This is a genomic window from Variovorax sp. GW821-FHT09B01 (assembly GCF_059418345.1).
Map to the genome: position 1 here is coordinate 225,085 of NZ_JBWKPQ010000011.1, position 26,781 is coordinate 251,865.

23 protein-coding genes are annotated in these 26,781 nt (G+C 70.1%); 14 read left to right on the forward strand and 9 right to left on the reverse strand.

Annotation, left to right across the window (positions count from 1 at the left end; genetic code table 11):
• Positions 1-6: 6 nt before the first annotated feature.
• Positions 7-810 carry an exodeoxyribonuclease III gene (locus tag AC07RV_RS27400; protein WP_057591267.1) on the reverse strand — a complete coding sequence of 268 codons (804 nt, stop codon included), beginning with the start codon at positions 808-810 and terminating at the stop codon, positions 7-9.
• Positions 811-821: 11 nt separating this feature from the next.
• On the opposite strand from AC07RV_RS27400, the gene pyrE reads away from it, so the two are divergent.
• Positions 822-1,505: an orotate phosphoribosyltransferase gene (gene pyrE / locus AC07RV_RS27405; RefSeq protein WP_296774656.1), complete on the forward strand. Its 684-nt coding sequence runs from the start codon at positions 822-824 to the stop codon at positions 1,503-1,505.
• A gap of 12 nt (positions 1,506-1,517) precedes the next feature.
• On the forward strand, positions 1,518-2,228 hold the full coding sequence (locus AC07RV_RS27410; RefSeq protein WP_296774658.1) for a DUF4124 domain-containing protein: 711 nt from the start codon (positions 1,518-1,520) through the stop codon (positions 2,226-2,228).
• 80 nt (positions 2,229-2,308) lie between these two features.
• Here the strand turns inward: AC07RV_RS27410 and gatB are convergent, their stop codons facing one another.
• Genes gatB through gatC form a run of 3 tightly spaced genes read right to left on the reverse strand, consistent with a single transcriptional unit; the run spans position 2,309 to position 5,635 of the window.
• Positions 2,309-3,799, reverse strand: a complete 1,491-nt coding sequence (gene gatB / locus AC07RV_RS27415) for an Asp-tRNA(Asn)/Glu-tRNA(Gln) amidotransferase subunit GatB (RefSeq protein WP_093344085.1) — start codon at positions 3,797-3,799, stop codon at positions 2,309-2,311.
• A 1-nt stretch (position 3,800) separates the two neighbouring features.
• Entirely contained in the window at positions 3,801-5,336 is a 1,536-nt protein-coding gene (gene gatA / locus AC07RV_RS27420; protein ID WP_296774660.1) for an Asp-tRNA(Asn)/Glu-tRNA(Gln) amidotransferase subunit GatA, read from the reverse strand.
• Positions 5,333-5,635 carry an Asp-tRNA(Asn)/Glu-tRNA(Gln) amidotransferase subunit GatC gene (gatC, locus tag AC07RV_RS27425; protein ID WP_296774662.1) on the reverse strand — a complete coding sequence of 101 codons (303 nt, stop codon included), beginning with the start codon at positions 5,633-5,635 and terminating at the stop codon, positions 5,333-5,335. Before gatC ends, gatA begins: the two co-directional genes overlap by 4 nt.
• Before the next feature lie 224 nt (positions 5,636-5,859).
• On the opposite strand from gatC, the gene AC07RV_RS27430 reads away from it, so the two are divergent.
• The 10 genes from AC07RV_RS27430 (at position 5,860) to AC07RV_RS27475 (ending at position 18,442) form a co-directional block, all read left to right on the forward strand.
• The gene (locus AC07RV_RS27430) at positions 5,860-6,903 is read left to right on the forward strand and encodes a rod shape-determining protein (RefSeq protein ID WP_057591261.1); all 1,044 of its coding nucleotides are present in this window, start codon (positions 5,860-5,862) and stop codon (positions 6,901-6,903) included.
• An 84-nt stretch (positions 6,904-6,987) separates the two neighbouring features.
• Positions 6,988-7,998 (forward strand): rod shape-determining protein MreC, encoded by a 1,011-nt coding sequence (gene mreC / locus AC07RV_RS27435; protein WP_296774664.1) that lies wholly within the window; start codon positions 6,988-6,990, stop codon positions 7,996-7,998.
• On the forward strand, positions 7,995-8,516 hold the full coding sequence (gene mreD / locus AC07RV_RS27440) for a rod shape-determining protein MreD (protein ID WP_093344091.1): 522 nt from the start codon (positions 7,995-7,997) through the stop codon (positions 8,514-8,516). Before mreC ends, mreD begins: the two co-directional genes overlap by 4 nt.
• A 2-nt stretch (positions 8,517-8,518) precedes the next feature.
• On the forward strand, positions 8,519-9,295 hold the full coding sequence (locus AC07RV_RS27445) for a hypothetical protein (RefSeq protein ID WP_296774665.1): 777 nt from the start codon (positions 8,519-8,521) through the stop codon (positions 9,293-9,295).
• A gap of 26 nt (positions 9,296-9,321) precedes the next feature.
• Positions 9,322-11,292: a penicillin-binding protein 2 gene (mrdA, locus tag AC07RV_RS27450; protein WP_203203792.1), complete on the forward strand. Its 1,971-nt coding sequence runs from the start codon at positions 9,322-9,324 to the stop codon at positions 11,290-11,292.
• A gap of 233 nt (positions 11,293-11,525) precedes the next feature.
• Positions 11,526-12,548, forward strand: a complete 1,023-nt coding sequence (gene xylF, locus AC07RV_RS27455; RefSeq protein ID WP_093344096.1) for a D-xylose ABC transporter substrate-binding protein — start codon at positions 11,526-11,528, stop codon at positions 12,546-12,548.
• A 135-nt stretch (positions 12,549-12,683) separates the two neighbouring features.
• Positions 12,684-13,874, forward strand: coding sequence for a sugar ABC transporter permease (locus tag AC07RV_RS27460; protein WP_093344098.1), 1,191 nt, complete (start codon positions 12,684-12,686; stop codon positions 13,872-13,874).
• Positions 13,875-13,876: 2 nt separating this feature from the next.
• A complete protein-coding gene (locus AC07RV_RS27465; protein ID WP_296774671.1) occupies positions 13,877-14,677 on the forward strand; it encodes an ATP-binding cassette domain-containing protein in 801 nt (266 codons plus the stop codon).
• Positions 14,678-14,700: 23 nt separating this feature from the next.
• The gene (locus AC07RV_RS27470) at positions 14,701-15,876 is read left to right on the forward strand and encodes an ROK family transcriptional regulator (protein ID WP_093344100.1); all 1,176 of its coding nucleotides are present in this window, start codon (positions 14,701-14,703) and stop codon (positions 15,874-15,876) included.
• A gap of 166 nt (positions 15,877-16,042) precedes the next feature.
• Complete coding sequence (locus AC07RV_RS27475; protein ID WP_296774674.1) at positions 16,043-18,442, forward strand: membrane-bound PQQ-dependent dehydrogenase, glucose/quinate/shikimate family; 2,400 nt, start codon at positions 16,043-16,045, stop codon at positions 18,440-18,442.
• 7 nt (positions 18,443-18,449) lie between these two features.
• Here the strand turns inward: AC07RV_RS27475 and AC07RV_RS27480 are convergent, their stop codons facing one another.
• The 4 genes from AC07RV_RS27480 to AC07RV_RS27495 form a co-directional block, all read right to left on the reverse strand.
• Positions 18,450-19,445 carry a Bug family tripartite tricarboxylate transporter substrate binding protein gene (locus tag AC07RV_RS27480; RefSeq protein ID WP_093344103.1) on the reverse strand — a complete coding sequence of 332 codons (996 nt, stop codon included), beginning with the start codon at positions 19,443-19,445 and terminating at the stop codon, positions 18,450-18,452.
• 43 nt (positions 19,446-19,488) lie between these two features.
• Positions 19,489-20,361 (reverse strand): isocitrate lyase/PEP mutase family protein, encoded by an 873-nt coding sequence (locus AC07RV_RS27485; RefSeq protein ID WP_203203798.1) that lies wholly within the window; start codon positions 20,359-20,361, stop codon positions 19,489-19,491.
• Positions 20,362-20,442: 81 nt separating this feature from the next.
• Complete coding sequence (locus AC07RV_RS27490) at positions 20,443-20,958, reverse strand: LeuD/DmdB family oxidoreductase small subunit (RefSeq protein ID WP_296774677.1); 516 nt, start codon at positions 20,956-20,958, stop codon at positions 20,443-20,445.
• On the reverse strand, positions 20,955-22,226 hold the full coding sequence (locus AC07RV_RS27495; protein WP_296774679.1) for a 3-isopropylmalate dehydratase large subunit: 1,272 nt from the start codon (positions 22,224-22,226) through the stop codon (positions 20,955-20,957). Before AC07RV_RS27495 ends, AC07RV_RS27490 begins: the two co-directional genes overlap by 4 nt.
• 123 nt (positions 22,227-22,349) lie before the next feature.
• Here AC07RV_RS27495 and AC07RV_RS27500 point away from each other — a divergent pair, with 123 nt between their 5' ends.
• Positions 22,350-23,198 (forward strand): IclR family transcriptional regulator, encoded by an 849-nt coding sequence (locus tag AC07RV_RS27500; RefSeq protein WP_296774681.1) that lies wholly within the window; start codon positions 22,350-22,352, stop codon positions 23,196-23,198.
• Positions 23,199-23,208: 10 nt separating this feature from the next.
• Here the strand turns inward: AC07RV_RS27500 and AC07RV_RS27505 are convergent, their stop codons facing one another.
• The gene (locus tag AC07RV_RS27505) at positions 23,209-24,471 is read right to left on the reverse strand and encodes a helix-turn-helix domain-containing protein (protein ID WP_296774682.1); all 1,263 of its coding nucleotides are present in this window, start codon (positions 24,469-24,471) and stop codon (positions 23,209-23,211) included.
• A gap of 134 nt (positions 24,472-24,605) precedes the next feature.
• Here AC07RV_RS27505 and AC07RV_RS27510 point away from each other — a divergent pair, with 134 nt between their 5' ends.
• On the forward strand, positions 24,606-26,744 hold the full coding sequence (locus AC07RV_RS27510; RefSeq protein ID WP_296774684.1) for a PQQ-dependent dehydrogenase, methanol/ethanol family: 2,139 nt from the start codon (positions 24,606-24,608) through the stop codon (positions 26,742-26,744).
• Positions 26,745-26,781: the final 37 nt, after the last annotated feature.

Sequence of the window (26,781 nt, forward strand, 5' to 3'; positions counted from 1 at the left end):
GGGCGCTCAGAGCGTGAAGTCGTACTCCAGCGTGATCGGCGCGTGGTCGCTGAACTTGATGGTCTTGAAGATCTGCTCGGTGCGCGCGAGCGCGGCGGTCTTCGGCGTGGCGAGGTGGTAGTCGAGCCGCCATCCCACGTTGTTGGCATAGGCCTGGCCGCGGTTGCTCCACCAGGTGTAGGCCTCGCCGGTGGTGTCGGGCTTGAGCATGCGGTAGACGTCGACCAGCCCCGCGCCCTCGGCGCCGGCGTCGAGCAGCTTCGTCATCCAGGCGCGCTCCTCGGGCAGGAAGCCGCTGTTCTTCTGGTTGCCGCGCCAGTTCTTGAGGTCGATCTCCTTGTGGGCGATGTTGATGTCGCCGCACAGCACGAACTCGCGCTGCTTCTTCAGCGCCACCAGGTGCGGGAAGAAGCCCTTGAGGAAGCGGAACTTGGCCTGCTGGCGCTCCTCGCCCGAGCTGCCGCTCGGGAAATAGCAGCTGATGACCGAGAACTTGCGTTTCGGCGTGTCGAAGCGCAGCTCGAGATAGCGGCCCTCGGCGTCGAATTCGGCGTCGCCCCAGCCCACCACCACCTCGCTGGGCACGTGCTTCGTGTAGATCGCGGTGCCCGCGTAGCCCTTCTTCTCGGCAAAATGGAAGTGGCCCTTGAGGCCGGCCATCTCCTCGAAGCGGCCTTCGATGTCGCTGGCCTGGACCCGGATCTCCTGCATGCAAATACAATCCGGCGCCAATTCGGCCACCCAGTCGGCAACGCCCTTGGTGGCGGCCGAACGCAGGCCATTGAGATTGAGACTGGTCAGTTTGAACACAAGGAATTCCGATGGCTGTAGATGGTGAGAAAAGCAGTGCGGTGGCGCAGGACTTCGTCCAGTTCGCGCTCGACGCGGGCGTGTTGCGCTTCGGCGAGTTCAAGACCAAGGCCGGCCGCATGAGTCCTTATTTCTTCAATTCGGGCCTCTTCGACGACGGCGCCAAGATCGCGCGGCTCGCGGGATTCTATGCAGACCGCCTGATCGAGAGCGGGCTCGAGTTCGACATGATCTTCGGCCCGGCCTACAAGGGCATCCCGCTGGGCGCCACGGTGGCGGCCGAGCTCGCGCGGCGCGGCCGCAACGTGCCCTTCGCCTACAACCGCAAGGAAGCCAAGGCGCACGGCGAGGGCGGCAACCTGGTCGGCGCGCCGCTCCAGGGCCGGGTGCTGATCGTCGACGACGTGATGTCCGCGGGCACCGCGGTGCGCGAGTCGATCGCCGCGATCCAGGCCGCGGGCGCGGTGCCGCACGCGGTGGCGATCGCGCTCGACCGCCAGGAGAAGGCGACCGAGAACGGCGTCGACGTGGACCACAGCGCCGTGCAGTACGTGCGCAACCAGCTCGGCCTGCAGGTGGTGGCGATCGCCACCCTCGACGACCTGCTGAGCTACCTCTCGGGCGGCGCGGCCGCCGACCTCGGCACCCACCGCGAGCGCGTGCTCGCCTACCGCACGCGCTACGGCGCCCACTGAAGGAAACGCCCGATGCACCGCCTGCCGCGCCGCGCCCGCCACAGCCGATTCCGCGCCATCGGAAACGCCCGTGCCGCGCTGGCCGCGGTGCTCGCCGCCGGCTGCACGCTGGCGCTGGCCCAGGCGCAGAAGGGCGCGCCCGTGCCCAGCGCCGCGGGCATCTATTCGTGCGTCGATGCCAAGGGCCGCACCCTGACCGCCGACCGGCCGATCGCCGAATGCAGCGACCGCGAGCAGCGCGAGCTGAGCCCGAGCGGCATGACGCGGCGCCGGCTCGAGCCCACCTACACGGCGCGCGAGCAGGCCGAACGCGAGGACCGCGCGCGCGAGGCCGCGGTGCAGGCCGCGCGCATCGCCGACGAGCGCCGGCGCGAGCGCGCGCTGCTGATCCGCTATCCGAACGCCGCCGCCCACGAGCGCGAGCGCGGCGAGGCGCTGGTGCAGGTCGACGCGGTGATCCAGGCGGCGCGCAAGCGGCTGTCCGAACTGGCCGACGACCGCAAGAAGATCGACGAGGAGCTCGAGTTCTACAAGGGCGACGCGAGCAAGGCGCCCGGCGTGCTGCGGCGCCGGCTCGACGACAACGCCAAGAGCGTGGCGGTGCAGAACCGCTTCATCGGCGAGCAGGAAGACGAGAAGAAGCGCGTCAACGCGCGCTTCGACGAGGAGCGCGTGCGGCTCAAGCAGCTGTGGTCGGGCGAGACCGCGACCACCGCGCGCTGACCGGCATCCCCCAAAAGAAAAAACGGTGAAGCGGCCCGCGCGGGGCCCGCTTCACCGTCGTATCGGGCCGAAGCCCGGGCTCAGGCCAGCTTGGCCTTCAGCAGTTCCGTGACCTGCGCCGGGTTGGCCTTGCCGCCGCTGGCCTTCATGACCTGGCCCACGAGGCCGTTGAGCGCCTTCTCCTTGCCGCCGCGGTACTCCTCGACGTTCTTGGCGTTCTTCGCGATCACCTCGTCGAGGATCGCGTCGAGCGCGCCGGCGTCGTTCATCGGCTTCAGGTCCTTGGCCTCGATGATCGCGTCGACGTCGCTGCCTTCGCCGGTCCACAGCGCTTCGAAGACCTGGCGCGCGGCGTTGTTCGGCAAGGTGCCGTCGGCGATGCGCTTCACGAGCTGGCCGAGCTGCGCCGCGCTGACCGGCGCGGCCTCGATGCCGATCTCCTGGGCATTGAGGCGGCGTGCGATCTCGCCGGTGATCCAGTTGCTCGCGAGCTTCGGCGTGGCGCCGGCCTTCACCGCCTCGTCGAAGTAGCGCGCGAGCGCCGGGCCCTGCGTGAGCTGCGCGGCGTCGTAGGCCGACAGGCCATGGTCGCGCACGTAGCGCTCGGCCATCACGCGCGGCAGCTCGGGCATCTCGGCCTTCACGCGCTCGATCCAGTCGGCGGCGATCACCAGCGGCGGCAGGTCCGGGTCGGGGAAGTAGCGGTAGTCGGACGAGTCTTCCTTGGCGCGCATCGCGCGCGTCTCGCCGGTGTCGGGGTTGAACAGCACGGTGGCCTGCTCGATCTTGCCGCCGTCCTCGAGCGTGTCGATCTGCCAGCTGATCTCGTAGTCGATCGCCTGCTGCATGAACTTGAAGCTGTTCAGGTTCTTGATCTCGCGGCGCGTGCCGAGCTTCTCGCCGGGGCGGCGCACCGAGACGTTGGCGTCGCAGCGGAAGCTGCCTTCCTGCATGTTGCCGTCGCAGATGCCGATCCAGGTCACGATCTTGTGCAGCTCCTTCGCATAGGCCACGGCCTCGGCGGTGGAGCGCATGTCGGGCTCGGTCACGATCTCGAGCAGCGGCGTACCGGCGCGGTTGAGGTCGATGCCGCTCTGGCCCACGAAGTCCTCGTGCAGCGACTTGCCCGCGTCCTCCTCGAGGTGGGCGCGCACCAGGCGCACGGTCTTCTGTTCCTCGCCGACGAAGAAGCTCACCGAGCCGCCCTGCACCACGGGGATCTCGAACTGGCTGATCTGGTAGCCCTTGGGCAGGTCGGGGTAGAAGTAGTTCTTGCGCGCGAACACGCTGCGCGGCGCGATGTGCGAACCGAGCGCGAGGCCGAGCCGGATCGCGCGTTCGACCGCGCCCTTGTTCATCACGGGCAGCGTGCCGGGCAGCGCGAGGTCGACCGCGCAGGCCTGCGTGTTGGGCTCGGCGCCGAAGGCCGTGGAGGCGCGGCTGAAGATCTTGCTCGCGGTCGAGAGCTGGGCGTGGGTCTCGAAGCCGATGATGACTTCATAGCCGCGCACCAGCGGGCCGGTCGGGCGGCCCTGTTGCTGTGCTTCGAAGGTGTTCACTGTCTCGCTCATGTCAGAAGCCCTCCGGCGTGCGCGCATGCCAGTCGGTGGCCTGCTGGAAGCGGTGCGCCGCGTTGAGCAGCTGGGCCTCCTTGAGGTAGTTGCCGACCAACTGGAGGCCCACAGGCAAGCCCTGCTTGTCGAATCCCGCAGGCAGGCTCATGCCTGGCAGGCCCGCGAGAGATGCTGGCAGGGTATAGATGTCCGCAAGGTAGTCGGCGACCGGATCGTCGCCGTGCTCGCCGATCTTCCACGCGGTGGTGGGAGCCGCCGGCCCTGCGATGAACGTGCACTGCTTGAAGGCCTGCTGGAAGTCGTCGGCGATCATGCGGCGCACCTTCTGCGCCTGCAGGTAGTAGGCGTCGTAGTAGCCGTGTGAGAGCACATAGGTGCCGATCATGATGCGGCGCTTCACTTCGTCGCCGAAGCCTTCGGCGCGCGTGCGCTCGTACATGTCCGCAAGGTCCTTGTACTGCTTGGTGCGATGGCCGAACTTCACACCGTCGAAGCGGCTCAGGTTCGAGCTGGCTTCTGCCGCGGCAAGGATGTAGTACGTCGGAATCGACAAGGACGTCTTGGGAAGATGAACCGGAACCCAGGTTGCCCCGAGGTCTTCATAGACCTTGATGGCCTCCCAGAAGACGGCCGACACGCATTCCGAAGGGCCGGGGTTGGTCTTGTCGAGTTCCAGTGCCTTCTTGTCGGCGGGCCTGGCGATCCATTCGAGCGGCACGCCGATGACCACGTCCTTCAAGGGCGCGTCGAGCGAGCGCCTGAAGTCTTCGGTCGCACCGTCGTAAGAAGTGGAGTCGCGATCGACATCGGGGCCGCACATCGCCGACAACAGCAATGCGCAATCTTCGGCCGAGCGCGCCATCGGCCCGGCCTGGTCGAGGCTCGATGCGAAGGCCACCATGCCGTAGCGCGAGGCGCGGCCGTAGGTCGGCTTGATGCCGGTCACGCCGCAGAACGACGCGGGCTGGCGGATCGAGCCGCCGGTGTCAGTGCCGGTGGCCGCGGGCGCGAGACGCGCCGCGACAACCGCCGCGCTGGCACCCGAGGATCCGCCGGGAATGCGCTCGCGGTTCCACGGGTTCTGAACGGGCACGGCCTTGTCGTGGCCCACGGCGGGCACCGCGACGTTCTCGTTGGCCGAGCCCATCGCGAACTCGTCGCAGCTCAACTTGCCGAGCGTGACCGCGCCGGCCTCGGCCAGGCGGCGCACCACAGTCGCGTCGAAGGGCGAGCGGTAGCCCGCGAGCATCTTCGAGCCGGCGGTGGTGGCGAAATCGGTGGTGACGAAGATGTCCTTGTGCGCGATCGGCACGCCGGCCAGGGCCGGGGCGTTGCCTGCGGCGAGCAGCGCGTCGGCCTTGCGGGCCTGGGCCAGCGTGACTTCTTCATTGACGTCGACGAAGGCGCCGAGCGATTCATGGGCCTTCATGCGGCCGAGGAAGGCCTGCGAGGCCTCGACAGCCGAGACCTTGCGTTCGGCCAAGGCCTTGGCCAGGGCGACCACGCCCATCTGGTGCAGTGGTTCGCCGCTCATTGTTCGATCACCTTGGGCACGAGGAACAGGCCTGCTTCGACGGCCGGGGCGCTTTTCTGGTTGGCTTCGCGATTGTTCGGTTCGCTCACGACATCGTCGCGCAGGCGCAGCGTGATGTCCTCGATGGCGGCCACGGGATGGGCCAGGGGCTCGATGTCCGTGGTGTTGACCGAACGCATGCGCTCGACCAGGTCAAAAAAGCCGTTGAGCTGGCTGAGCATGCGCTCGCTTTCGTCGGGGGCGAGCTGCAGCCGCGCCAGGGAGGCGATGCGGGCGATATCGGAAGCGGAAAGGGACATGGTGGAACCGGCCGAAAAACCGGAGGTAAATAGCGCGCCGCAAGGGCCGCCAACACGGGATTCAGAGGGGATTCGGGTATTATCCCGCCTTTGCCGCAACCCCCGCGAACGCGCCGGCTTTTGCTGCAAAAACGATCAAATTCACCCTTCCAGCACCCCCAAAACACCCATAGAGTGAGCGACGTTCTGCCGATGCGCAGCCCGTGCTCCAGAGGATTCCGCACATGTTTGGAGCTTTCCGTCGGTACTTCTCCACCGACCTCGCGATCGACCTCGGCACCGCCAACACGCTCATCTTCGCCCGCAACAAGGGCATCGTGCTGGACGAACCCTCGGTCGTCGCCATCCGCCACGAAGGCGGTCCGCATGGCAAGAAGGTGATCCAGGCCGTCGGCCGCGAGGCCAAGGCCATGCTCGGCAAGGTGCCGGGCAACATCGAAGCCATCCGCCCGATGAAGGACGGCGTGATCGCCGACTTCGTGATCACCGAGCAGATGATCAAGCAGTTCATCAAGATGGTGCACCCGCGCACGCTGCTCACGCCGAGCCCGCGCATCATCATCTGCGTGCCCTGCGGTTCCACCCAGGTCGAGCGCCGCGCCATCAAGGACGCGGCCGAGGCCGCGGGCGCGACCTCGGTCTACCTGATCGAGGAACCCATGGCCGCGGCCATCGGCGCCGGCCTGCCCGTGAGCGAAGCCTCGGGCTCGATGGTGGTCGACATCGGCGGCGGCACCACCGAGGTGGGCGTCATCAGCCTTGGCGGCATGGTCTACAAGGGCTCGGTGCGCGTCGGCGGCGACCGCTTCGACGAGGCCATCATCAACTACATCCGCCGCAACTACGGCATGCTGATCGGCGAGCCCACGGCCGAGGTCATCAAGAAGAGCATCGGCTCGGCCTTCCCGGGCTCCGAGGTCAAGGAAATGGAAGTCAAGGGCCGCAACCTCTCCGAGGGCGTGCCGCGCAGCTTCACGATCAGCAGCAACGAAGTGCTGGAAGCCCTGACCGACCCGCTCAACAACATCGTCTCGGCCGTCAAGAACGCGCTCGAGCAGACCCCGCCCGAACTCGGCGCCGACATCGCCGAGCGCGGCATGATGCTCACCGGCGGCGGCGCGCTGCTGCGCGACCTCGACCGTCTGCTGGCCGAGGAAACCGGCCTGCCGGTGCTGGTCGCCGAGGACCCGCTGACCTGCGTGGTGCGCGGCTGCGGCATCGCCCTCGAGCGCATGGACCGGCTGGGAAGCATCTTCACGAGCGAGTGAATGCAGCGCCGCCTCCATCGGCCGGCCCCCGCTTGCGCGGGCCGGCCTTTTGTCATCTGATGCCGCAGCACTCGACCTGATCCCATGCCCCTGGGCACGCTCGACCGCACCGCGCCACCCCTGTTCAACCAGGGGCCATCGGCGCTGAGCAAGCTGATCTTCTTCAGCACGCTCGCGCTTTTCCTGATGGTGGCGGACGCCCGCTTCCACATCGTGCAGCCGGTGCGCCAGGCCATCGCGGCCGTGCTCTACCCGGTGCAATGGGTGGCGCTCAAGCCCGTGCAGTTCGTGGTGGGCGCCGGCGGCTACCTCGAGGACCTGCAGACCGCGCAGAAGAACGAGGCCGACGCGCGCAAGGCGCTGATGCTGCAGGCCGAGCGCGCGAGCCAGGCCGACACGCTGGCGCAGGACAACGCGCGGCTGCGCGCGCTGCTCGAGCTGCGCCAGCTGCAGCAGACGCCGGGCCGCGCGGCCGAGGTGCTGTACGACGCGGCCGACCCCTACACGCGCAAGATCGTCATCGACCAGGGCCTGGCCCAGGGCGTGGCGCCGGGCTCGCCGGTGATCGACGCCCAGGGCGTGCTCGGCCAGGTGACGGCGGTGCAGCCCTTCACGAGCGAGGTCACGCTGGTGATCGACCGCGACCTCTCCATTCCCGTGCAGAACACCCGCACCGGCGTGCGCAGCGTGGCCTTCGGCGATGCCTCGGCGCATGGCGGCGGGCTCGAGCTGCGCTTCATGGCCGCCAACGCCGACCTGCAGGAGGGCGACCTGCTGTCGACCAGCGGCGTCGACGGCATCTATCCCGCCGGATTGCCGGTGGCGAAGATCGAGCGCATCGAGCGCCGCGCCGACTCGGCCTTCGCGCGCATCTACTGCGTGCCGCTCGCGCACGTGATGGCCGCGCGCTACGTGCTGGTGCTGCAGCCCACGGGCGCGCCCTCGGCACCGCCGCCGGCGGCCGCGGCCGCGCCGGCGCCGCGCCCGAAGAAGGCCGAAGGCAAGGCCGGCGCGGCCGTCAAGGGCGCGGAGAAGGCGTCCGAGAAGAACGGCGCCGCCGCCGCCGCGAAGAAACCCGCGGAGGCCGCGCGATGATCAAGCGACCCGGCCAGCAGCAGCTGTTGCTGCCCGTCAGCCCCGTGTTCATGTGGGGCAGCCTGGTGGTGGCCCTGCTGATCAACATGGTCCCGATCGGCCGCGCCGCCTGGATGCCCGACCTGCTCGCGCTGGCGATCGTGTTCTGGGGCGTGCACCAGCCGATGCGCGTGGGCATCGGCGCCGCCTTCGTCTTCGGGCTGCTGATGGACGTGCACCAGGCCTCGATGCTCGGCCAGCATGCGCTGTCCTACACCACGCTGGGCTTCTTCGCGATCACCATCCACCGCCGCCTGCTCTGGTATCCGGTGCTGTCGCAGGCGCTGCAGGTGCTGCCGCTGTTCGCGCTGTCGCAGCTGATCGAGATCGTCACGCGCATCCTCGGCGGCGGGGTGTTCCCGGGCTGGTCGGTGCTGATCTCGCCGGCCGTCGAGGCCGCGCTGTGGCCGCTGGCCACCTTCGTGCTGCTGGCGCCGCAGCGCCGCACGCCCGAGCCCGACGAAAACCGTCCCTTGTGACCATGTCCGCCGCCGGGCCTTCCCTGCCGCCGTCCGTGCAGGCCTTCGTGGATGCCGCCCTCGTGGTCGGCGACCTCGGGCTGCCGCAGTGGTATCCCGAGCCCGGCGGCATCGATGCCTTCCAGGTCGGCTACCGCTCGCACGGCCACACCGGCGAGGACCTGAGCAGCGAGGCGCCGGGCCAGTGGCATCCCGCCTGGCTCGCGGTGGCGGCCAACTACTTTCGCGATCCCTACTTCATCGACCTGCGCGAGGCCGACGCGGGCTATCCGGTCTGGTGGGCACCGGCCTCGGCCGGCCGCTGGACGCCGTCGCCCGTGGCCGCGTCGATCGAGCGTTTCGGCGCGCTGCTGCAGGCGCTGGCGGCGCTGGGCGACGACCCGGGCGCGATGCTCGCGCGCATCGAGCGCGAGCCCGGCACCGAGGGCGCGCCCTGGCGCGAGATCCGCGCCAACCTCGCCGAGGCCATGGACGCGCCCGAAGCGGAAGAGGCGTCCGCGCCGGTCGACCCCACGCACTGGACGCGCGGCGCGCTGGTGCTGCGCGACGCGGGCGCGCGCCGCGTCGAGGTCGCGCAATGCCTGGTGCGGCTGCTCGGCGTCGCGCCGGCACGCGCGCTCGCGCTGCTCAAGGCGCTGCCGCTGGAACTGTGCAGCGGTTTCCAAACTCATCTGGAGGCCGACCTGCGCAGCCTGCGCGCGCTCGGCGCCACGGTGGACTTCGTGCCCGCCGGCACCGGCGATACCGGGCCGGTTGCCTCGCCACCGCATGAAGCCTAAGCTCATCCATTGACCGTTCGCCGCCCATGACCGAAATCCGCAACGTCGCCGCCGACCTCGCGCGCTTCAAGCGCCGCGTGATCGTGATCGGCCTCACGGTGCTGTTCGCCTTCGGGCTGCTGTCGTCGCGGCTGATCTACCTGCAGGTCACGCGCCACGAGGACCTGGCCGAGCAGGCCGAGAGCAACCGAACGGCCGTGGTGCCGGTGGTGCCCAACCGCGGGCTGATCCTCGACCGCAACGGCATCATCCTGGCCTCCAACTACTCGGCCTACACGCTCGAGATCACGCCCTCGAAGGTGGGCGACGTGGAGCAGACCATCGACGACCTGACGCAGGTGGTCGAGGTCTCGCCGCGCGACCGGCGCCGCTTCAAGCGCCTGCGCGAGGACTCGCGCAGCTTCGACTCGATCCCGATCCGCACCCGCCTGAGCGACGAGGAGGTCGCGCGCTTCGCGGCCCAGCGCTACCGCTTTCCGGGGGTGGAGATCAAGGCGCGGCTGTTCCGCAACTATCCGCAGGGCGAGCTCGGCTCGCACGTGCTCGGCTACATCGGCCGCATCAACCAGCGCGAGAAGATCGCGATGGAGGACTGGGACGAGGAAGAGCAGGCCAACTACAAGGGCACCGACTACATCGGCAAGCTCGGCATCGAGCAGAGCTACGAGAAGACGCTGCACGGCCAGACCGGCGTCGAGCAGATGGAGACCTCGGCCGGCGGCCGCGCGGTGCGCCGGCTCGCGAGCCATCCGGCCACGCCGGGCAACACCGTCATGCTGTCGATCGACATCAAGCTGCAGAAGCTGGTCGAGGAGATGTACGGCGACCGCCGCGGCGCGCTGGTGGCGATCGATCCCAAGACCGGCGAGGTGCTGGCCTTCGTGAGCAAGCCCACCTTCGACCCCAACCTGTTCGTCGAGGGCATCGACACCGAGAGCTGGCAGGCGCTGACCGAGTCGATCGACAAGCCGCTGCTCAACCGCGCGCTGCGCGGCACCTACCCGCCCGGCTCTACCTACAAGCCCTTCATGGCGCTGGCCGCGCTGCAGACCGGCAAGCGCGGCGCCAGCGTGGTGGTCAACGACCCCGGCTACTTCAACTTCGGCGGCCACCGCTTCGGCAGCCCCGAGGGCAACCTCGGCGGCGTCGACATGCGCCGCTCGATCCAGCTGTCGAGCAACATCTACTACTACTCGCTGGCCAACGAGATGGGCGTGGACATGATCCACGACTTCATGAAGCCGCTGGGCTTCGGCCAGATCACCGGCATCGACCTCGGCGGCGAGGTGCGCGGCGTGCTGCCGAGCACCGAGTGGAAGCGCAACACCTACAAGCGGCCCGAGCAGAAGAAGTGGTATGCGGGCGAGACCATCTCGCTGGGCATCGGCCAGGGCTACAACACCTTCACCATGCTGCAGCTCGCGCAGGCCACCGCGATCGTGGCCAACGGCGGCATCAAGCACAAGCCGCACCTCGCGCTCGCCACGCGCGACACCGTCAGCGGCCAGGTGGTGCCGCTGCCGCAGCCGCCGGGCGTGAACCTGGGCCTCACGGCGGCCAACATCGCGGTCATCCGCGAGGGCCTGACCAGCGTGGTCACCAGCGGCACCGCGCGCAGCGTGTTCGCGGGCGCGGGCTACCAGGCGGCCGGCAAGACCGGCACGGCGCAGGCCGTGACGCAGGCGCAGAACACCAAGTACAACGCGCGCGCGCTCGAGGAGCACCAGCGTGACCACGCGCTGTTCATGGCCTTCGCGCCGGTCAACGATCCCAAGATCGCGCTCGCCGTGATCGTCGAGAACGCCGGCTGGGGCGCCGGCGCCGCCGCGCCGATCGCGCGCCGCGTGTTCGACTATTGGCTCTCGGACCAGTACCCGAGCGAGGCCGACATGGCGGCCGTGCGCATCGGCAAGGCCGGCGCGCCGATGGGCAAGCCGCGCGTGGCCAGCGAGGTCGCCTGGCCGGCCCCCGCGCCGGCGAACGCACCCGCGCCCTGAGCCGCGGCGCCTCCTTTTCCCCCGTCCGTCCGACCCGCTCGGGGAATTCCCCGATGCCCCCGCCGCGCCTGCGATGGGATAGTTAGTTCGCCAGCCAAACTAAGTAGCGCCAAGGTTCTCAATCGGGTCCGCGGCGAACCACAGGCGTGGCATGGGGCGGGTTCCGGCCTTCGCGCGCCGGTCCCGAAGCACAGGCCGCCTGCACCGGGCGACTCAACACTGGAGAGACATCGATGCAACTGAAACACACCCTGGCCGCCATGGCTTTCGGTCTGACGGCCGTGGGCGCCATGGCCCAGACCGTGGTCGGCGTGAGCTGGTCCAACTTCCAGGAAGAACGCTGGAAGACCGACGAGGCCGCGATCAAGGCGCAGCTCGAGAAGCTCGGCGCCAAGTACATCAGTGCCGATGCGGGCGGCTCGCCCGAGAAGCAGCTCGGCGACATCGAGGGCCTGATGGCCAAGGGCGCGAAGGCGCTGATCGTGCTGGCGATGGACAAGGACGCGATCCTGCCCGCCGTGACCAAGGCCACGCGCCAGAAGGTGCCCGTGGTGGCCTACGACCGCCTGATCGAGGCGCCCGGCGTGTTCTACATCACCTTCGACAACGTCGAGGTCGGCCGCATGGAGGCGCGCGAGGTGCTCAAGGTCAAGCCCAAGGGCAACTACGTGATCATCAAGGGCTCGCCGAGCGACCCGAACGCCGACTTCCTGCGCGCGGGCCAGCAGGAAGTGCTGGCCGACGCCATCAAGAAGGGCGACATCAAGATCGTCGGCGACGAATACACCGAGGGCTGGAAACCCGAGGTGGCGCAGAAGAACATGGAGCAGATCCTCACCAAGAACGGCAACAAGGTCGATGCCGTGGTGGCCGCCAACGACGGCACGGCCGGCGGCGCGGTGGCCGCGCTCACGGCCAAGGGCCTGCGCGGCATCCCGGTGTCGGGCCAGGACGCCGACTTCGCGGCGCTCAACCGCATCGCGCTGGGCACGCAGACCGCCACCATCTTCAAGGACTCGCGCGAGCTCGGCCGCGAGGCCGCCAGCGCCGCGCTGGCGCTGTCGCAGGGCAAGCCGGTGGAGAAGGCAGGCACCTGGAACTCGGGCCCGAAGAAGGTCTCGCTGTCCTCGCGCCTGCTGACGCCGGTGCCGGTCACGCGCGACAACCTCGACGTGGTCGTCAAGGCCGGCTGGATCAAGAAGGACGAACTCTGCAAGGGCGTCTCGGGCGCGAACGCGCCGGCGGCCTGCAAGTAAGAACAGGGCAGGGGGCGCACCGCGCGGTGCGTCCCGCCGCGCCGCGCGCGATCCGCGGCAGGGCGCGGGCCCCGTCCCCGACGGGCCGGCCGTGACCGCCGCCGCCCATCCCGTTTTCTCCGAGGGAGTCCTCCAATGAGCAATCCAACCCCAGGCTGGTGGCGCCGCACCGGCATCGACCTGCGGCTCGTGCTGATGTGCGTGCTGCTGGCGGTGCTGGCGATCGCCTTCAACCTCATGTCGGGCGGCGTGTTCCTCACGCCCGAGAACCTCTACAACGTGGCCCAGCAGACGGCCGTGGTCGGCATCGTCTCGACCGTGATGGTGCTGATCATCGTGGCGCGCCACATCGACCTGTCGGTCGGTTCGGTGATGGGCTTCGTGGGCGTGCTGATCGCCTACCTGCAGTACACCTCGGGCTGGTCCTGGCCCACGGCCTGCCTCGCGGGGCTCGCGGTGGCGCTGCTGGTGGCCATCTATCAAGGCTGGCTCACGGCGGTGCTCGGCGTGCCCTCGTTCGTGGTCACGCTCGGCGGCCTGATGTCGTTCCGCGGCGCGGCCTTCCTGGTGGCCGACGGCAAGACCCAGCCGGTCAACGACGAGTTCTTCCAGCGCCTGGGCGGCGGCTACGACGGCGGCATCGGCGTCACGGCCAGCTGGGTGATCGCGGGGCTGGTGGCCGTGGTGCTGTTCGCGCGCATGGTGCAGAAGCGGCGCGCGCGCACGCGCCACGAGATGCCCAACGAGCCGCTGTGGATCGAGCTGCTGCTGACCGCGGTGCCGGCGGCCGTGGTGCTGCTGTTCGCGGCCGTGATGAACCACTACAAGATCGATTCGAAGGACGCGCCGCAGGGCATCCCGATCCCGGTGCTGATCTGGGCCGTGGTGGCGATCGTGCTGTCGTTCATCGTGCACCGCACGCGCTTCGGCCGCTACGTCTTCGCGATGGGCGGCAACCCCGATGCGGCGGCGCTGGTGGGCATTCCGGTCAAGCGCGTCACGCTGATGCTGTTCGCGCTGCTCGCGGTGCTGGTGACCATCGCGGCCATCGTCTCGATCGCGCGGCTGAACGCCGGCACCAACTCGCTGGGCACCGGCATGGAGCTCTACGTGATCGCCGCGGCCGTCATCGGCGGCACCGCGCTGGCCGGCGGCAGCGGCTCGATCTTCGGCTCGGTGCTGGGCGCGCTGATCATGCAGTCGCTCGACAGCGGCATGCTGCTGCTCGACGTGCCGATCGGCAAGCGCATGGTGATCATCGGCCAGGTGCTGATCGTGGCCGTGGTGTTCGACGTGCTCTATCGCCGCAAATTCGGGGAGAACTGAAGATGGCCGAGATCGACAAGACCCGGCCGCTGGTCGAGCTGCAGGAGATCCGCAAGGCCTTCGGCGGCGTGAAGGCGGTCGACGGCGTGAGCGTCAACCTCTATCCGGGCGAGGTGGTGGCGCTGCTGGGCCACAACGGCGCCGGCAAGTCCACGCTGATGAAGATGCTCGCGGGCGCCTACCCGATCGATTCGGGCGAGGTGCGCATCGCGGGCGACAGGGTCAACATCCGCACCCCGGCCGAGGCGCAGGCGCAGGGCATCGAGACCATCTACCAGACGCTGGCGCTGGCCGACAACCTCGACTCGGTGGCCAACCTGTTCCTGGGCCGCGAGAAGATGACGGCCTGGAACACGCTCGACGACCACTTCATGGAAGTGCAGGCGCGCAAGGTGTTCCAGCGCCTGAACAGGAACTTCACCAACATCCGCATCCCGGTGCGCCGCCTCTCGGGCGGCCAGCGCCAGGTGGTGGCGATCTCGCGCGCGCTCTACTTCAACGCGCGCATCCTGATCATGGACGAGCCCTGCGCCGCGCTCGGCCCTGAGGAGACCGCGATGGTCGGCCGGCTCGTGAAGCAGCTCAAGGACGACGGCGTGGGCATCTTCCTGATCACCCACGACATGCCCGACGTGTTCTCGCTGAGCGACCGGCTCGCGGTGATGAAGAACGGCAAGCTGGTCGGCACCTACCGCACGGCCGACGTCACCGAGGACGAGGTGCTCGGCATGATCATCGCGGGCAAGCGGCCCGAGGGCCGCGAGCAGGCGCCGCATGCGGCGACGGCGGTGGCCACGGCCTGAGGCTTTCCCATCCGGCCCCGCGCATGAAGACCATCGGCGACCAGCAGCTGCTCAAGCGCATGAACCGCAGCGTGCTGCTGCGGCTCCTGCGCGCGCAGCCGGGGCTGTCGCGGGCGCGGCTCGCCAGCGAGAGCGGCCTCACCAAGTCGACCGTGAGCCTGCTGGTGCGCGAGCTGCTCGACGAGGGCTGGCTCAGCGAGTCGGGCGCCGCGGTGGCCGACGGGCTCGGGCGGCCCTCGACCCCGCTGCAGATCAATGTCGGCGTGCGCGCGCTCATGGGCATCGAGATCGCGGTCGACACGGCGCGGCTGGCCTGCGTCTCGCTGCAGGGCGAGGTGCTGCATTCCGACGAGCAGGCGCTGGCCGACAGCGCGCCGGCCGGCACCTGCGCGCAGGTCGCGCGCATGGCCGCGGCCGCGCACCGCCGGCTGGCGGAGCGCGGGCTGCGGCTGTCGAGCATCGGCGTGTGCGTGCCGGGCGCGGTCGACGACTGCACCGGCGAGGTCCGCTTCGCGCCCAACCTCGGCTGGCGCAACGTGCGCCTGCTGCCGATGCTCGAGGACGCGCTGGCCGCGGCCGGCCTCACGGGCGTGACGGTGCAGCTGCAGAACGATGCCGACGCCGCCGCGCTCGGCGAGTACGAGTTCGCCGCGGGCGAGGGCGAGGACCCGCTGATCTTCGTCAACTGCGACGTCGGCGTGGGCGCGGGCGTGGTGCTCAACGACCGCCTGTTCACCGGCGCCCAGGGCATGGCCGGCGAGATCGGCCACACCATCCTCGAGCTCGACGGCCCGCCATGCTCTTGCGGCCGGCGCGGCTGCGCCGAGGCCTTCTTCGGTGCCCGCGTGCTGGCGCGCGAGGGCGTGGACATGCAGCGCGCTGCCGCGCTGTTCGGCGTGCTGCTGCAGAACCTCTGGGTCACCTTCAATCCGCGCGCCATCGTGCTCGGCGGCAAGTCCTGCGCCGAGCACCGCGGCTTCGCGCAGGCGGCTTTCGCGAGCGTCAAGCACCATGCCGACGGCGCCGGCATGCCCGCGCCCGAGCTGCGCACCGCGCGCTACGACGCGCTCGCGCCCGCGGTGGGCGCGGCCGCGCTCGCGCTGCACGAGTACCTGCGGCCGCTGCAGCCCGATGCGCGGGCGCGGCGCGCGCGGGCGGCGCTGGCCCATGCGCGCGCGGGCCTGAGCGCGCGGGTCTGAGCGCGCGAGTACCTTCGTCCACGCCGCGCCCGCGCGCTGCATACCTTGGTCCCCGTGCGCGCGATCTGCCGCGCCGCGCCGGGAAGCACATGCGCGAACCGCCTACGCCGGCAGGGCGCGCACAGGACTACGGTGGGCGCTTGCCCGCCGTTCCGGAGTCCCCGCCATGCCCTCGTCCACCCGTCCCCGCGCCAGCGCGCTGCTCCTCGTCCTCGCGCTGCTGATCGGACTGGCCGGCCTGGGGCTCGTCGTCGCGGGCGGCTGGCTGATCGCGCTCGGCGGCTCCTGGTACTACCTGCTCGCGGGCCTGGGCCTGGTCGCCACCGCGCTGTTGCTGCCGCGCGGCGGCGGGCGCGGCCTGATGGTCTATGCGCTGGTGGTCGCGTTCACGCTGGCCTGGGCGCTGTGGGAGGTGGGGCTCGCATGGTGGCCGATGGCCGCGCGCGGCGACCTGTTCTTCCTGCTCGGCCTGCTGCTGCTCACGCCCTGGGTCGCGCGTGCGCTCGCGCGGCGCGACGGCGCCGGCATCGTGGCCTCGCGCCGGGCGCTGAGCCTGGTGCTCGCCGCCTTCGCGGTGGCGGCCGTGCTGTCGTGGGTGCGCGGCGACGAGCGTCTCGAGGGCATCGCGCCGCAGGCCGATCCGCCCTTCACCGGCGAGGCGCTGCCGCCCGCCGGCGCCGACTGGACCGCCTACGGCGGCACCGCCATGGGCCAGCGCTATTCGACGCTGGGCCAGATCACGCCGGTCAACGTGTCGCAGCTCGAGGAGGCCTGGCACTACCGCACCGGCGACGTGCGCGGCCAGCCCGGCGATCCCGAGGAGACCACCTTCGAGGTCACGCCGCTGAAGGTCGGCGAGCGGCTGTTCCTCTGCACGCCGCACCAGTCGGTGGTGGCGCTCAACGCGACCACGGGCCAGGAGCTGTGGCGCCACACGCCGAAGATCGCGCCTTCGCTCGCGCTGCAGCATCTCACCTGCCGCGGCCTCTCGTACCAGCCGCCGCCGGCCGCGGCGCCATCGCCCAACCTCTCGGCCGACGGCGCCTGCGCCGCCAAGCTGTTCATGCCCACGGCCGACGGCCGCGTGCTCGCGCTCGATCCCGAGAGCGGCAAGCCCTGCGCGCGCTTCGGCGGCGGCAGCGGCCAGATCGACCTGTGGAAGAACATGCCCAACGTGAAGCCGGGCTCGTACTACTCGACCTCGCCGGTGGTGGTCACGCGCTCGCTGATCGTGGTGGGCGGCACCGTGCTCGACAACGTCTCGACGCAGGAGACCTCGGGCGTGATCCGCGCCTTCGACATCGAGACCGGCGCGCTGGTGTGGAACTGGGATTCGGGCCGGCCCGAGGACACCGCGCCGATCGGCCCGGGCCGGACCTATTCCGTCAACTCGCCCAACAGCTGGTCGATCTCGAGCGTGGACGAGAAGCTCGGCATGGTCTACGTGCCCATGGGCAACCAGCCGCCCGACCAGTGGGGCGGCAAGCGCACCGAGGGCGCCGAGCGCTATGCCTCCTCGGTGGTCGCGCTCGACCTCGCGACCGGCCGCGTGCGCTGGCATTTCCAGACCGTGCACCACGACCTCTGGGACTACGACGTGCCCGCGCAGCCCAGCCTGGTCGACCTGCGCGTGGGCAGCGTGCGCGTGCCGGCGCTGGTGCAGCCGACCAAGCAGGGCGAGCTGTTCGTGCTCGACCGCCGCACCGGCCAGCCCGTGGTGCCGGTGCGCGAGCAGGCCGCACCGCAGGGCGCCGCGCAGGGCGACCGCACGGCGCCGACGCAGCCGGTGTCGGGCCTGTCCTTCGACCCGCCCGCGCTGCGGCCGGCCGACATGTGGGGCGCCACCGTGTTCGACCAGTTGGCCTGCCGCATCGCCTTCCACCGGCTGCGCTACGAGGGCCGCTTCACGCCGCCGTCGACGCAGGGCTCGCTGATCTATCCGGGCAACTTCGGCGTCTTCAACTGGGGCGGCGTGGCGGTCGATCCGCAGCGCCAGATCGCGTTCGCCACGCCGGCCTCGCTGGCCTTCGTCTCCACGCTGGTCCCGCGCGCCGACGACAGCACGCTCTACGTGCAGGGCGGCAAGCCGCCCGAGGGCAGCCTGCCCGCGCTCAACGAGAACTTCGGCGCGCCCTTCGCGGTGAAGCTCCATCCCTTCACCTCGGCGCTCGGCCTGCCGTGCCAGGCGCCGCCCTGGGGCCACGTGGCCGCCGCCGACCTGCGCAGCGGCCAGATCCTCTGGAAGCACAAGAACGGCACCGTGCGCGACAGCTCGCCGCTGCCGCTGCCCTTCGCGATGGGCGTGCCCAGCCTCGGCGGCCCGATCCTCACGGGCGGCGGCGTGGCCTTCCTCTCGGGCACGTTCGACTACTACCTGCGTGCCTACGACGTGAACAGCGGCAAGGAGCTCTGGCGCAGCCGCCTGCCCGCGGGCGGGCAGGCCACGCCGATGACCTACGAGGGCGGCGACGGCCGCCAGTACGTGGTGGTGGCCGCGGGCGGCCATGGCTCGCTGGGCACGCGCACGGGCGACCACGTGATCGCGTACGCGCTGCCCAAGCGCTAGCTGTCCCTCAGTCCAGCTGCAACCCCGCATCCTGCGCCGCCTTCGGCAGGATCGCGAGTTCGCGCTTGAGCACCTCGGCGAAGGCCTCGGGCGTGTTGCCGGTCGCGGGCGCCACGCCGCCGAGGTCGTTGAGCCGCTTGCGGAAGGCCGGCTCGGCCGTGATCTTGGCGATCTTCTCGCCGAGCAGCTTGACCACCGCGGGCGGCGTCTTCGCGGGCGCGACCACGCCGAACCAGACGTCGAAGTCCACGCCGCCGGGCACGCCCTGCTCGGTCAAGGTCGGCACCTCGGGCCACAGCTCGGAGCGGCCGTTGCGCAGCTGCCCGATGGCCTTGAGCTTGCCCGACTGGATGAAGCTGCGCACGTCGCCGGTGCCCAGCAGGCCCCAGCTCACCTCGTTGGCCATCAGCGCCTGCACCAGCGGCGCGCCGCCCTTGTAAGGCACGTGCGTGAAGTTGCCGTCGGCGTTCGCGTTGAAGGCTTCCGACGCCAGGTGCGAGAGCCCGCCCGCGCCGGCCGAGCCGTAGGGCATGCCGCCCTTGCCGGCCTTCCTGCCCGCGGCCAGCAGCTCCTGCACGTTCTTGTACGGTGACTTCTCGGGCACCACCAGCAAGAGCGGCGCCAGCGATACGCGCGCGACCGGCACGAAGTCCGAAGCCTGGAAGCCCGCCTTCTTGTAGATGACCGGGTTGATCGACAGCATGCCCGTGAGCGTCACCGCCAGCGTGTAGCCGTCGGGCGGGCTCTGCACCACGTTGACCATGGCGATGTTGCCGCCCGCGCCGGGCCGGTTGTCGACCAGCACGGTCTGGCCCAGCTCCTCCTGCAGGCGCGGGCCCAGCATGCGCGCGGCCACGTCGGTGGCGCCGCCCGGCGGGTAGGGAACGACCAGGCGGATCGGCTTGGTCGGATAGGCCGCGTCCTGCGCCAGAGCGGCGCCGCCCAGGCCCAGGGCCAGGGATCCCGCCGTGAGGACACGGCCGATGAGGGTGAGGGTACGCACGTGTGCTCCTGATTCTTCTGGTGGGAAAACGGGTGGTGCCGGCTCAGCGGACCTCGTAGTGCGCCTGCCGCTCCTCGAGCGCATGCCAGCCGATGATGTGCTTGAAGTCGGCCATCGAGGTCTGGGCGAAGGGCAGGTCGGCGAAATCGCCCGAGCGGCGGCGCGCGAGCTCGCGCAGGTTGGCCTGCACCGTGTGCACGGTGGTCAGCAGGCCCGCGATCGGATAGCTCGCGAAGGCCGCCACGCTCTCGATCTGCTCGCGCGTCAGCGCCGTCATCCAGGTGCCGGCCATCAGCATCAGCGACAGCCGCCGGCCGCAGGCCTCGCGCAGCTGCGCCAGCTGCTCGTAGCGCTCGAAGGTGCGCGAGATCGGCTGGATCAGGTCGGCGCCGGCCTCGGCATAGCGCGCGGCGCGCTCGAGCGCCTCGCCCGGGTCCTGGGCATCGGTGCGCGCGACGATCAGCAGGTCGGGGTCGAGGCGCGCATCGAGCGCCGCCTTGATGCGCGCCACCGCGTCGTCGATGGACACCAGCGTGGAGGGCGCCGCCGCGGCCGGGCAGCGCTTGGGGCTGACCTGGTCCTCGAGCTGCAGCGCCGCGGCGCCGGCCTTCTCGAACTCGCGCACGGCCCGGCCCACGTTGAGCACGCTGCCGTAGCCCGTGTCGGCGTCGACGAAGATCGGCTTGCGCACCACGTTCGCCATGCGGTTCACGGTGGCGACGTTCTCGCTCAGCGTGTAGAGCTCCATGTCGGGCTGGCCCAGCAGCGCGGCCGAGACGCCGAAGCCGGTGCTGAAGATGCCGTCGAACTCGGACTGGTCGACCAGCAGGGCCGACAGCGCGTCCTGCGCGCCGCCGAACCAGAGCGTCGGGCCGTGGGTGATGCGCTGGCGCAGGGCCTGGCGGGATGAAGTCATCGTGTGTCTCCAGAAAAAGGGCGTGGCGACCCGACATGGGCGCTGCGCCATGAACTCACTGCAAAGGAAAAGAAGAAGGGCTCAGCTCGCGGGAACCACGCGGCGCTTCAGGTAGGGGATGAGTCCGCCCGCGTCGAGCATGCCGCGCTCGGATTCGGAGAAGGGCTGCAGCATCAAGGTCTGGCCCGAGCGCAGGTTCCTCACTTCGTTCGTGTCCCAGTCGACCGTCAGTTCGTCGCCGCGCGCCGTGGCCGCGCGGATACCCGGGCAGCTCACGAGCGGAAAGCCCATGCTGGTCTCGCCGCGGAAGAAGCCCGGCGAGAAGGATTCGGCGATCACCGCCGCGATGCCCAGGTGCCGCATGGCGCGCATGGCCGGATAGTGCGGATGGCCGTAGCCGAAGTTGTGGCCGCCGACCAGCAGGTCGCCCCTGTGCACGCCGGCCGCGAAGCCGGGCATGTAGTCGGCCATGGCCAGCGCGGCCAGTTCCTTCACGTCGGTGATCTTGATGTTGCGCACGCCGACGATCAGGTCGATGTCGTAGTCGTCTTCCTCGAAGACCCAGGCCGCGCGGCCGCGCAGGTTCTCGAGGCTCATGCGGAAACTCCCTCGCGCGCCGTCGCCAGGTAGGGCCGCGGGTCGGCGATGCGGCCCTCGAGCGCCGAGGCCGCGACCACCGCCGCGTTGCAGATGTAGATCTCCGAATCCACGCTGCCCATGCGGCCCGGCGTGTTGAGCGTGCCGGTGGACACGGCGCGCTGGCCGTCGCTCATGGTCGCGATGCGGCCGAAGCAGTAGTCGCAGCTCGGCGAGCTGATGAAGGCACCGGCCTCGACCAGCACCTCGATCAGCCCCTCGCGCGCGGCCGCCGCCATGATGGCCTTGGAGGTCGGCACCACGTGCAGCTGGAAGCCCGGCTGGATGCGGCGCCCGCGCAGCACCTCGGCCGCGATGCGCAGGTCCTCGAGCCGGCCGCTGGCGCACGAGCCCAGGTAGCCGGTGTGCACCTCGATGCCGGTGTAGTCCTTGAGGTCGCGCGTGTTGGCGGGGCTTGGCGGAATCACGACGATGGGCTCGAGCGCCGAGACGTCGATCGTCACCACGCTTTCGTACGTCGCATCGGCATCGGGGTAGACAGGGTCGAGCGCGATCTTCGAGCGGCCCCGCACATAGTCCAGGGTCTTCGCATCGGGCGCGATCAGCATCGTGGTCGCACCCAGGAACATGGCCTGGCCGCAGAGGGTCTGGCGGCCCTCGATGCTCATGGCGTCGATGACGGGGCCGCAGAGCTCCACCACCTTGAAGCGGCAGGAGGCCGGGCCCATCACGCGCACCATGTGATGGAACACGTCGCGCGCCATCACGCCGGGCTGCAGCGTGCCCGTGAGCTCGACCTTCACGGTCGCGGGAACGGTCAAGGTCAGCGTCTCGGTCACGAAGGACTCGAGCACGCCCTTGCGCGCGCCGAAGGCGAAGGTGCCGAAGGCGCCGAGCTGGCTCACGTGGCCGTCGAAGTGCACGGCGAAGGCGCCCGGCGTGGCATAGCCGAGCTCGGCCGCGACCTGGTGGCCGATGCCCTCGCGCTCGTGCACCGGCACGCCTTGTTCCTTGCCCCAGGCGCGGGTGATCTTGTGCAGCTCCTCTTCCTTCGGCGCGGTGGCCGGCACCATGTGGTCGATGAACAGCACGAAGCGCTCGGGGCTCGACACCTTCTCGATGCCGAAGTCCTCGCGCGTCTCCTTGAAGAACACGTCGGTGTAGCCCGGGAAGTCGTAGGCGATCACGAAATCGGGCCGCGCCGTGATCTCCTCGCCGGGCACCACGCGCGGCCTGCCGGCGGCGCGGGCCAGGATCTTCTCGGTCATCGTCTGGGGCATCTTGTTCGGCTTTCGACTCCCACGATGTGGCAGTCCTTGTATTTCGATCCACCGATTACAGTCGAGCCAACTTCCTCCCCATTGGGGAGCAACCCGAATTACTGCCGCATCGTGGAAACTAAACGCCGAACCCCTGCCAAGACCGATTCGCCAACGACCGCCGCCGGCGCGCGCTCGGGCACGCAGAGCATCGAGCGCGTGGTGGGCATGCTGCGCGTGGTGGCCTCGCGCGGGCGGCGCGGCATGCGCATCGCCGACGTCGTGAACTTGAGCGGCCTGCCGATGTCGACCTGCTTTCGCATGCTGCAGCGGCTCGAGGTCGAGGGCCTGCTGGTGCGCGACCTGCTCACGCGCAAGTACCACCTGGGGCCGCTGCTGCACGAGCTCGGCATGCTGGCCCAGCCGCGCTACCACCTGAGCGAGCTCTGCGAGCCGGCGCTGCGCACCATCGCCGAACTCACGCAGGACACGGTCTACCTCAGCGAGCGGCGCGGCCCCGAATCGATCTGCACCAGCCGCGCGCTCGGTGCCTATCCGATCAAGGCGCTGACGCTCGACGTCGGCATCCGCCGGCCGATGGGCGTGGGCGCCGGCGGCCTCGCGATCCTCAGCGCGCTGCCGGAGGCCGAAGCCGAACTGATCGTGGCCTCCAACGAGGCGCGCTACGCGAAGTTCGGCGCCGCCTTCGCACCGGGCTTCCTGCGCGAGGCCATCGCGCAGACGCGCGCGCAGGGCCACTCATTCCTCGACAGCGCGGCCACGCCGGGCGCGGCCGCCATCGGCGTCGCCTTTCCGCCCGACAACCCGATCGCGGCCGTGAGCGTGGCCGCGATCTCCAGCCGCATGGGGCCGGCGCGCCGCGCCGAGGTGGCGAAGATCATCGAGCAGCAGGTGCGCGCGATCTGCGTGCTGCTCGAATCGCAGCCGGTGGAGGCGGGCTCGGGCCGCGAGGGCGAGTGAGGAGAACGAGCTAGGCGTCGCCCGGCTCGTCGCTCCCCTGTTCCCAACTGCGCAGCCGCCGATACAGCGTGCCGCGCGACACGCGCAATTGCCGCGCCGCCTGCGACACGTTGCCGCCGTGCGCGGCCAGCGTCTCCTCGATCAGCTTGCGGCTGTGCTCGCGCAGCGTGCCCGCCTGCGGCATGGCCGGCGCATCGGCGGACTGCAACACCGTTGCGTCTTCTTGCTGCATCTGCTGCACCGGCTCCTGCGCCGCCGCCGGCACCTCGACGCGCTGCGGCAGCGCCACCGCATGCCGGAAGTCGATGCCGTTCGCGCCCTGCAATTGCGCCTGCACCCACACGCCGAGCCCGCTGGCCAGCCGCAGCGGCTGTGCCGACTCGCGCCGGCCCAGCCGCAGCAGGCTCGCGAGGTCGTGGCCCAGCAGGCACTCGACGCCGCGCTCGTCGGCATGCTCGGGCAGGTGGCCGATCAGCCGTGCGCCCGCGCCGTTGAGCCAGGCGATGGTGCCGTCGGCCGCGATGCCGGCCAGCCCCTCGAGCGGCGTGCCCAGCAGCGTGGGACTGGCCTGGAAGCGCAGGATCAGGTGCTCGCGCGACTGCGCCTGCAGCAGGCGGTTCTCGATCGTGGTCGCATAGACCGCGACCATCGAGGCCGCGTCGAAGCCGAAGCGCTGCGCCTCCACCGTGAGGTCGAGCACGCCCGCGAGCCGGCCGTCGACGTCGCGGATCGGCGCCGCGGCGCACTGCATCTCGCGCAGCACGTCGAAGTAGTGCTCGGCGCCGTCGACCGTGCAGGCCAGCCCGGTGCTCGCGACGATGCCGGGCGCGGTGGTGCCCACCACGCGCTCGGAGATGTTCACGCCCACGCGCGCGGTCTTGCGCAGCACCGGCTGGTGCGCGGGCGCGGGCTCGTGCGTGACGTGCACCACCACGCCGTCGCGGTCGGTGAGGATCACGCGGCAGTCGGTGCCCGCGAGCGAGTGCTCCATGCTCGCGAGCTCCTGGCGCGCCACCTCGAGCAGCTCGCGGTTGCGCGCCAGCGTGGCGTGCAGCCGGCTCGGCGTCACGGGGTCGAAGGGCACGATGCGCTGGCGGTCGCTGTGGGTGCGGCTGCAGCGCATCCACGACTGCAGCACCGCCTCGCCGACGAGGCCCGAGGGCCGCACGCCTTCCTCGAAGAACTGCTGCCGCGCGAGCGCCACGCGCTGCGCCGGCGTGGTGGCGAAGAGTTGGCGCGGCGCGTTCGCCGTGCCCAGCCTGTCGAGGGTCATGTGCCATCGCCTCCGTAGGGGACCGGGGACCAGCATCGAATGTGTTCCGCAATGGAACAGCACCGGATCGGGGAAATCCCGAAGGTGAACGCATGCGCCGCTCGGACGATTCTCTGGGCACAAGGAGACCCACGATGACGAGAAGAAGGAATTCCTCCGCGCTCGCGGTACGGGGGGCGCTGGCCGCCGCATGGCTGCTCGCGGCCGCATCGATCGCCGCGGCGCAGGGCAGCGGGCCCTCGCCGCAGGACCGTGCCGCCGCCGTCGCCCAGCGTGTCAACGGCAGCTTCATCCGCGCCAACGCGGCGCAGAAGCAGACGCCCGACTGGCCCAGCATCGGCCTGGACTACGCCGAGACGCGCTTCAGCAAGCTCGACCAGGTGAACGCGGGCAACGTGAAGCAGCTCGGCCTGGTCTGGTCCTACGACCTGCAGTCCACGCGCGGCGTCGAGGCCACGCCGCTGGTGGTCGACGGCATCATGTACGTCACGGCCTCGTGGAGCGTGGTGCATGCGATCGACACGCGCACCGGCCAGAAGCTGTGGACCTTCGATCCCGAGGTCGATAAGTCCAAAGGCTTCAGGGGCTGCTGCGACGTGGTGAACCGAGGCGTTGCGTTGTACGAGGGCAAGGTCTACGTGGGCGCCTACGACGGCCGCCTGATCGCGCTCGATGCCGCCAGCGGCCGCAAGCTCTGGGAGAAGAACACCATCGAGGGCCAGAAGGGCAGCTACACCATCACCGGCGCGCCGCGCGTGTTCAAGGGCAAGGTGATCATCGGCAACGGCGGCGCCGAGTACGGCGTGCGCGGCTACATCACGGCCTACGACGCGGCCAGCGGCGAACAGAAGTGGCGCTGGTTCACCGTGCCCGGCGATCCCGCCAAGCCCTTCGAGAACGAGGCCATGGCGCGCGCCGCCAGGACCTGGGACCCCGACGGCAAGTACTGGGAGGCCGGCGGCGGCGGCACCGTGTGGGACTCGATGGCCTTCGATCCCGAGCTCAACCTGATGTACATCGGCACCGGCAACGGTTCGCCCTGGGCCCACAAGGCGCGCAGCCCCAAGGGCGGCGACAACCTCTACCTGGGCTCGGTGGTCGCGCTCAACCCCGACACCGGCAAGTACGTCTGGCACTACCAGGAGACGCCCGGCGACAACTGGGACTACACCTCCACGCAGCCGATGATCCTGGCCAACATCAAGGTCGACGGCAAGCAGCGCAAGGTGGTGCTGCATGCGCCGAAGAACGGCTTCTTCTTCGTCATCGACCGCACCAACGGCAAGTTCATCTCGGCGAAGAACTTCGTCGAGGTCAACTGGGCCACCGGCTTCGACAAGAACGGCCGCCCGATCGAGATCGCCGCCGCGCGCCAGAACGAGAAGCCCGGCGACAGCATCCCCGGCCCCTTCGGCGCGCACAACTGGCACCCGATGTCCTTCAATCCGCAGACCGGCCTGGCCTACCTGCCCGCGCAGCACGTGCCGCTGAACCTGATGGACGACAAGGACTGGAAGTTCGACCAGAACGCACCGGGCCGCCCGCATGCCGCGCTGGGCTGGAACACCGGCAAGTTCGCCAACGTCGAGCCGCCCACCAGCAAGCCCTTCGGCCGCCTCGTGGCCTGGGACCCGGTCAAGCAGAAGGAGGCCTGGGGCGTGGACTACGCCTCGCCGTGGAACGGCGGCACCCTCACCACCGCGGGCAACCTGGTGTTCCAGGGCACGGCCGACGGCCGGCTCGTGGCCTACGACGCGCGCAACGGCGACAAGCTCTGGGAGACCCCCACCGGCACCGGCGTGGTCGCCGCGCCCGCCACCTACATGGTCGATGGCAAGCAGTACGTGTCGGTGGCCGTGGGCTGGGGCGGCGTCTACGGCCTCGCGCAGCGCGCCACCGAGCGCCAGGGCCCGGGCACCGTCTACACCTTCGCGGTCGGCGGCACGGCCAAGATGCCGGACTTCGTGCAGTACCGCATGAGCAAGCTGGTGCAGGGCGTGAAGTACGACCCGGCCAAGGTCCAGGCCGGCACCATGCTCTACGTCAGCAACTGCGTCTTCTGCCACGGCGTGCCGGGCGTGGACCGCGGCGGCAACATCCCGAACCTCGGCTACCTCGATTCCGCCTACATCGAGAACCTCGACAAGTTCGTGCTCAAGGGCCCGGCGATGGCGCGCGGCATGCCCGACTTCACGGGCAAGCTCTCGGCCGACGACATCGAGAGCATCAAGGCCTTCATCCAGGGCACGGCCGACGCGATCCGCCCGAAGTGAACCGGCCGGGCCGCGCTCCGCGGCCCATGAAAAAAGC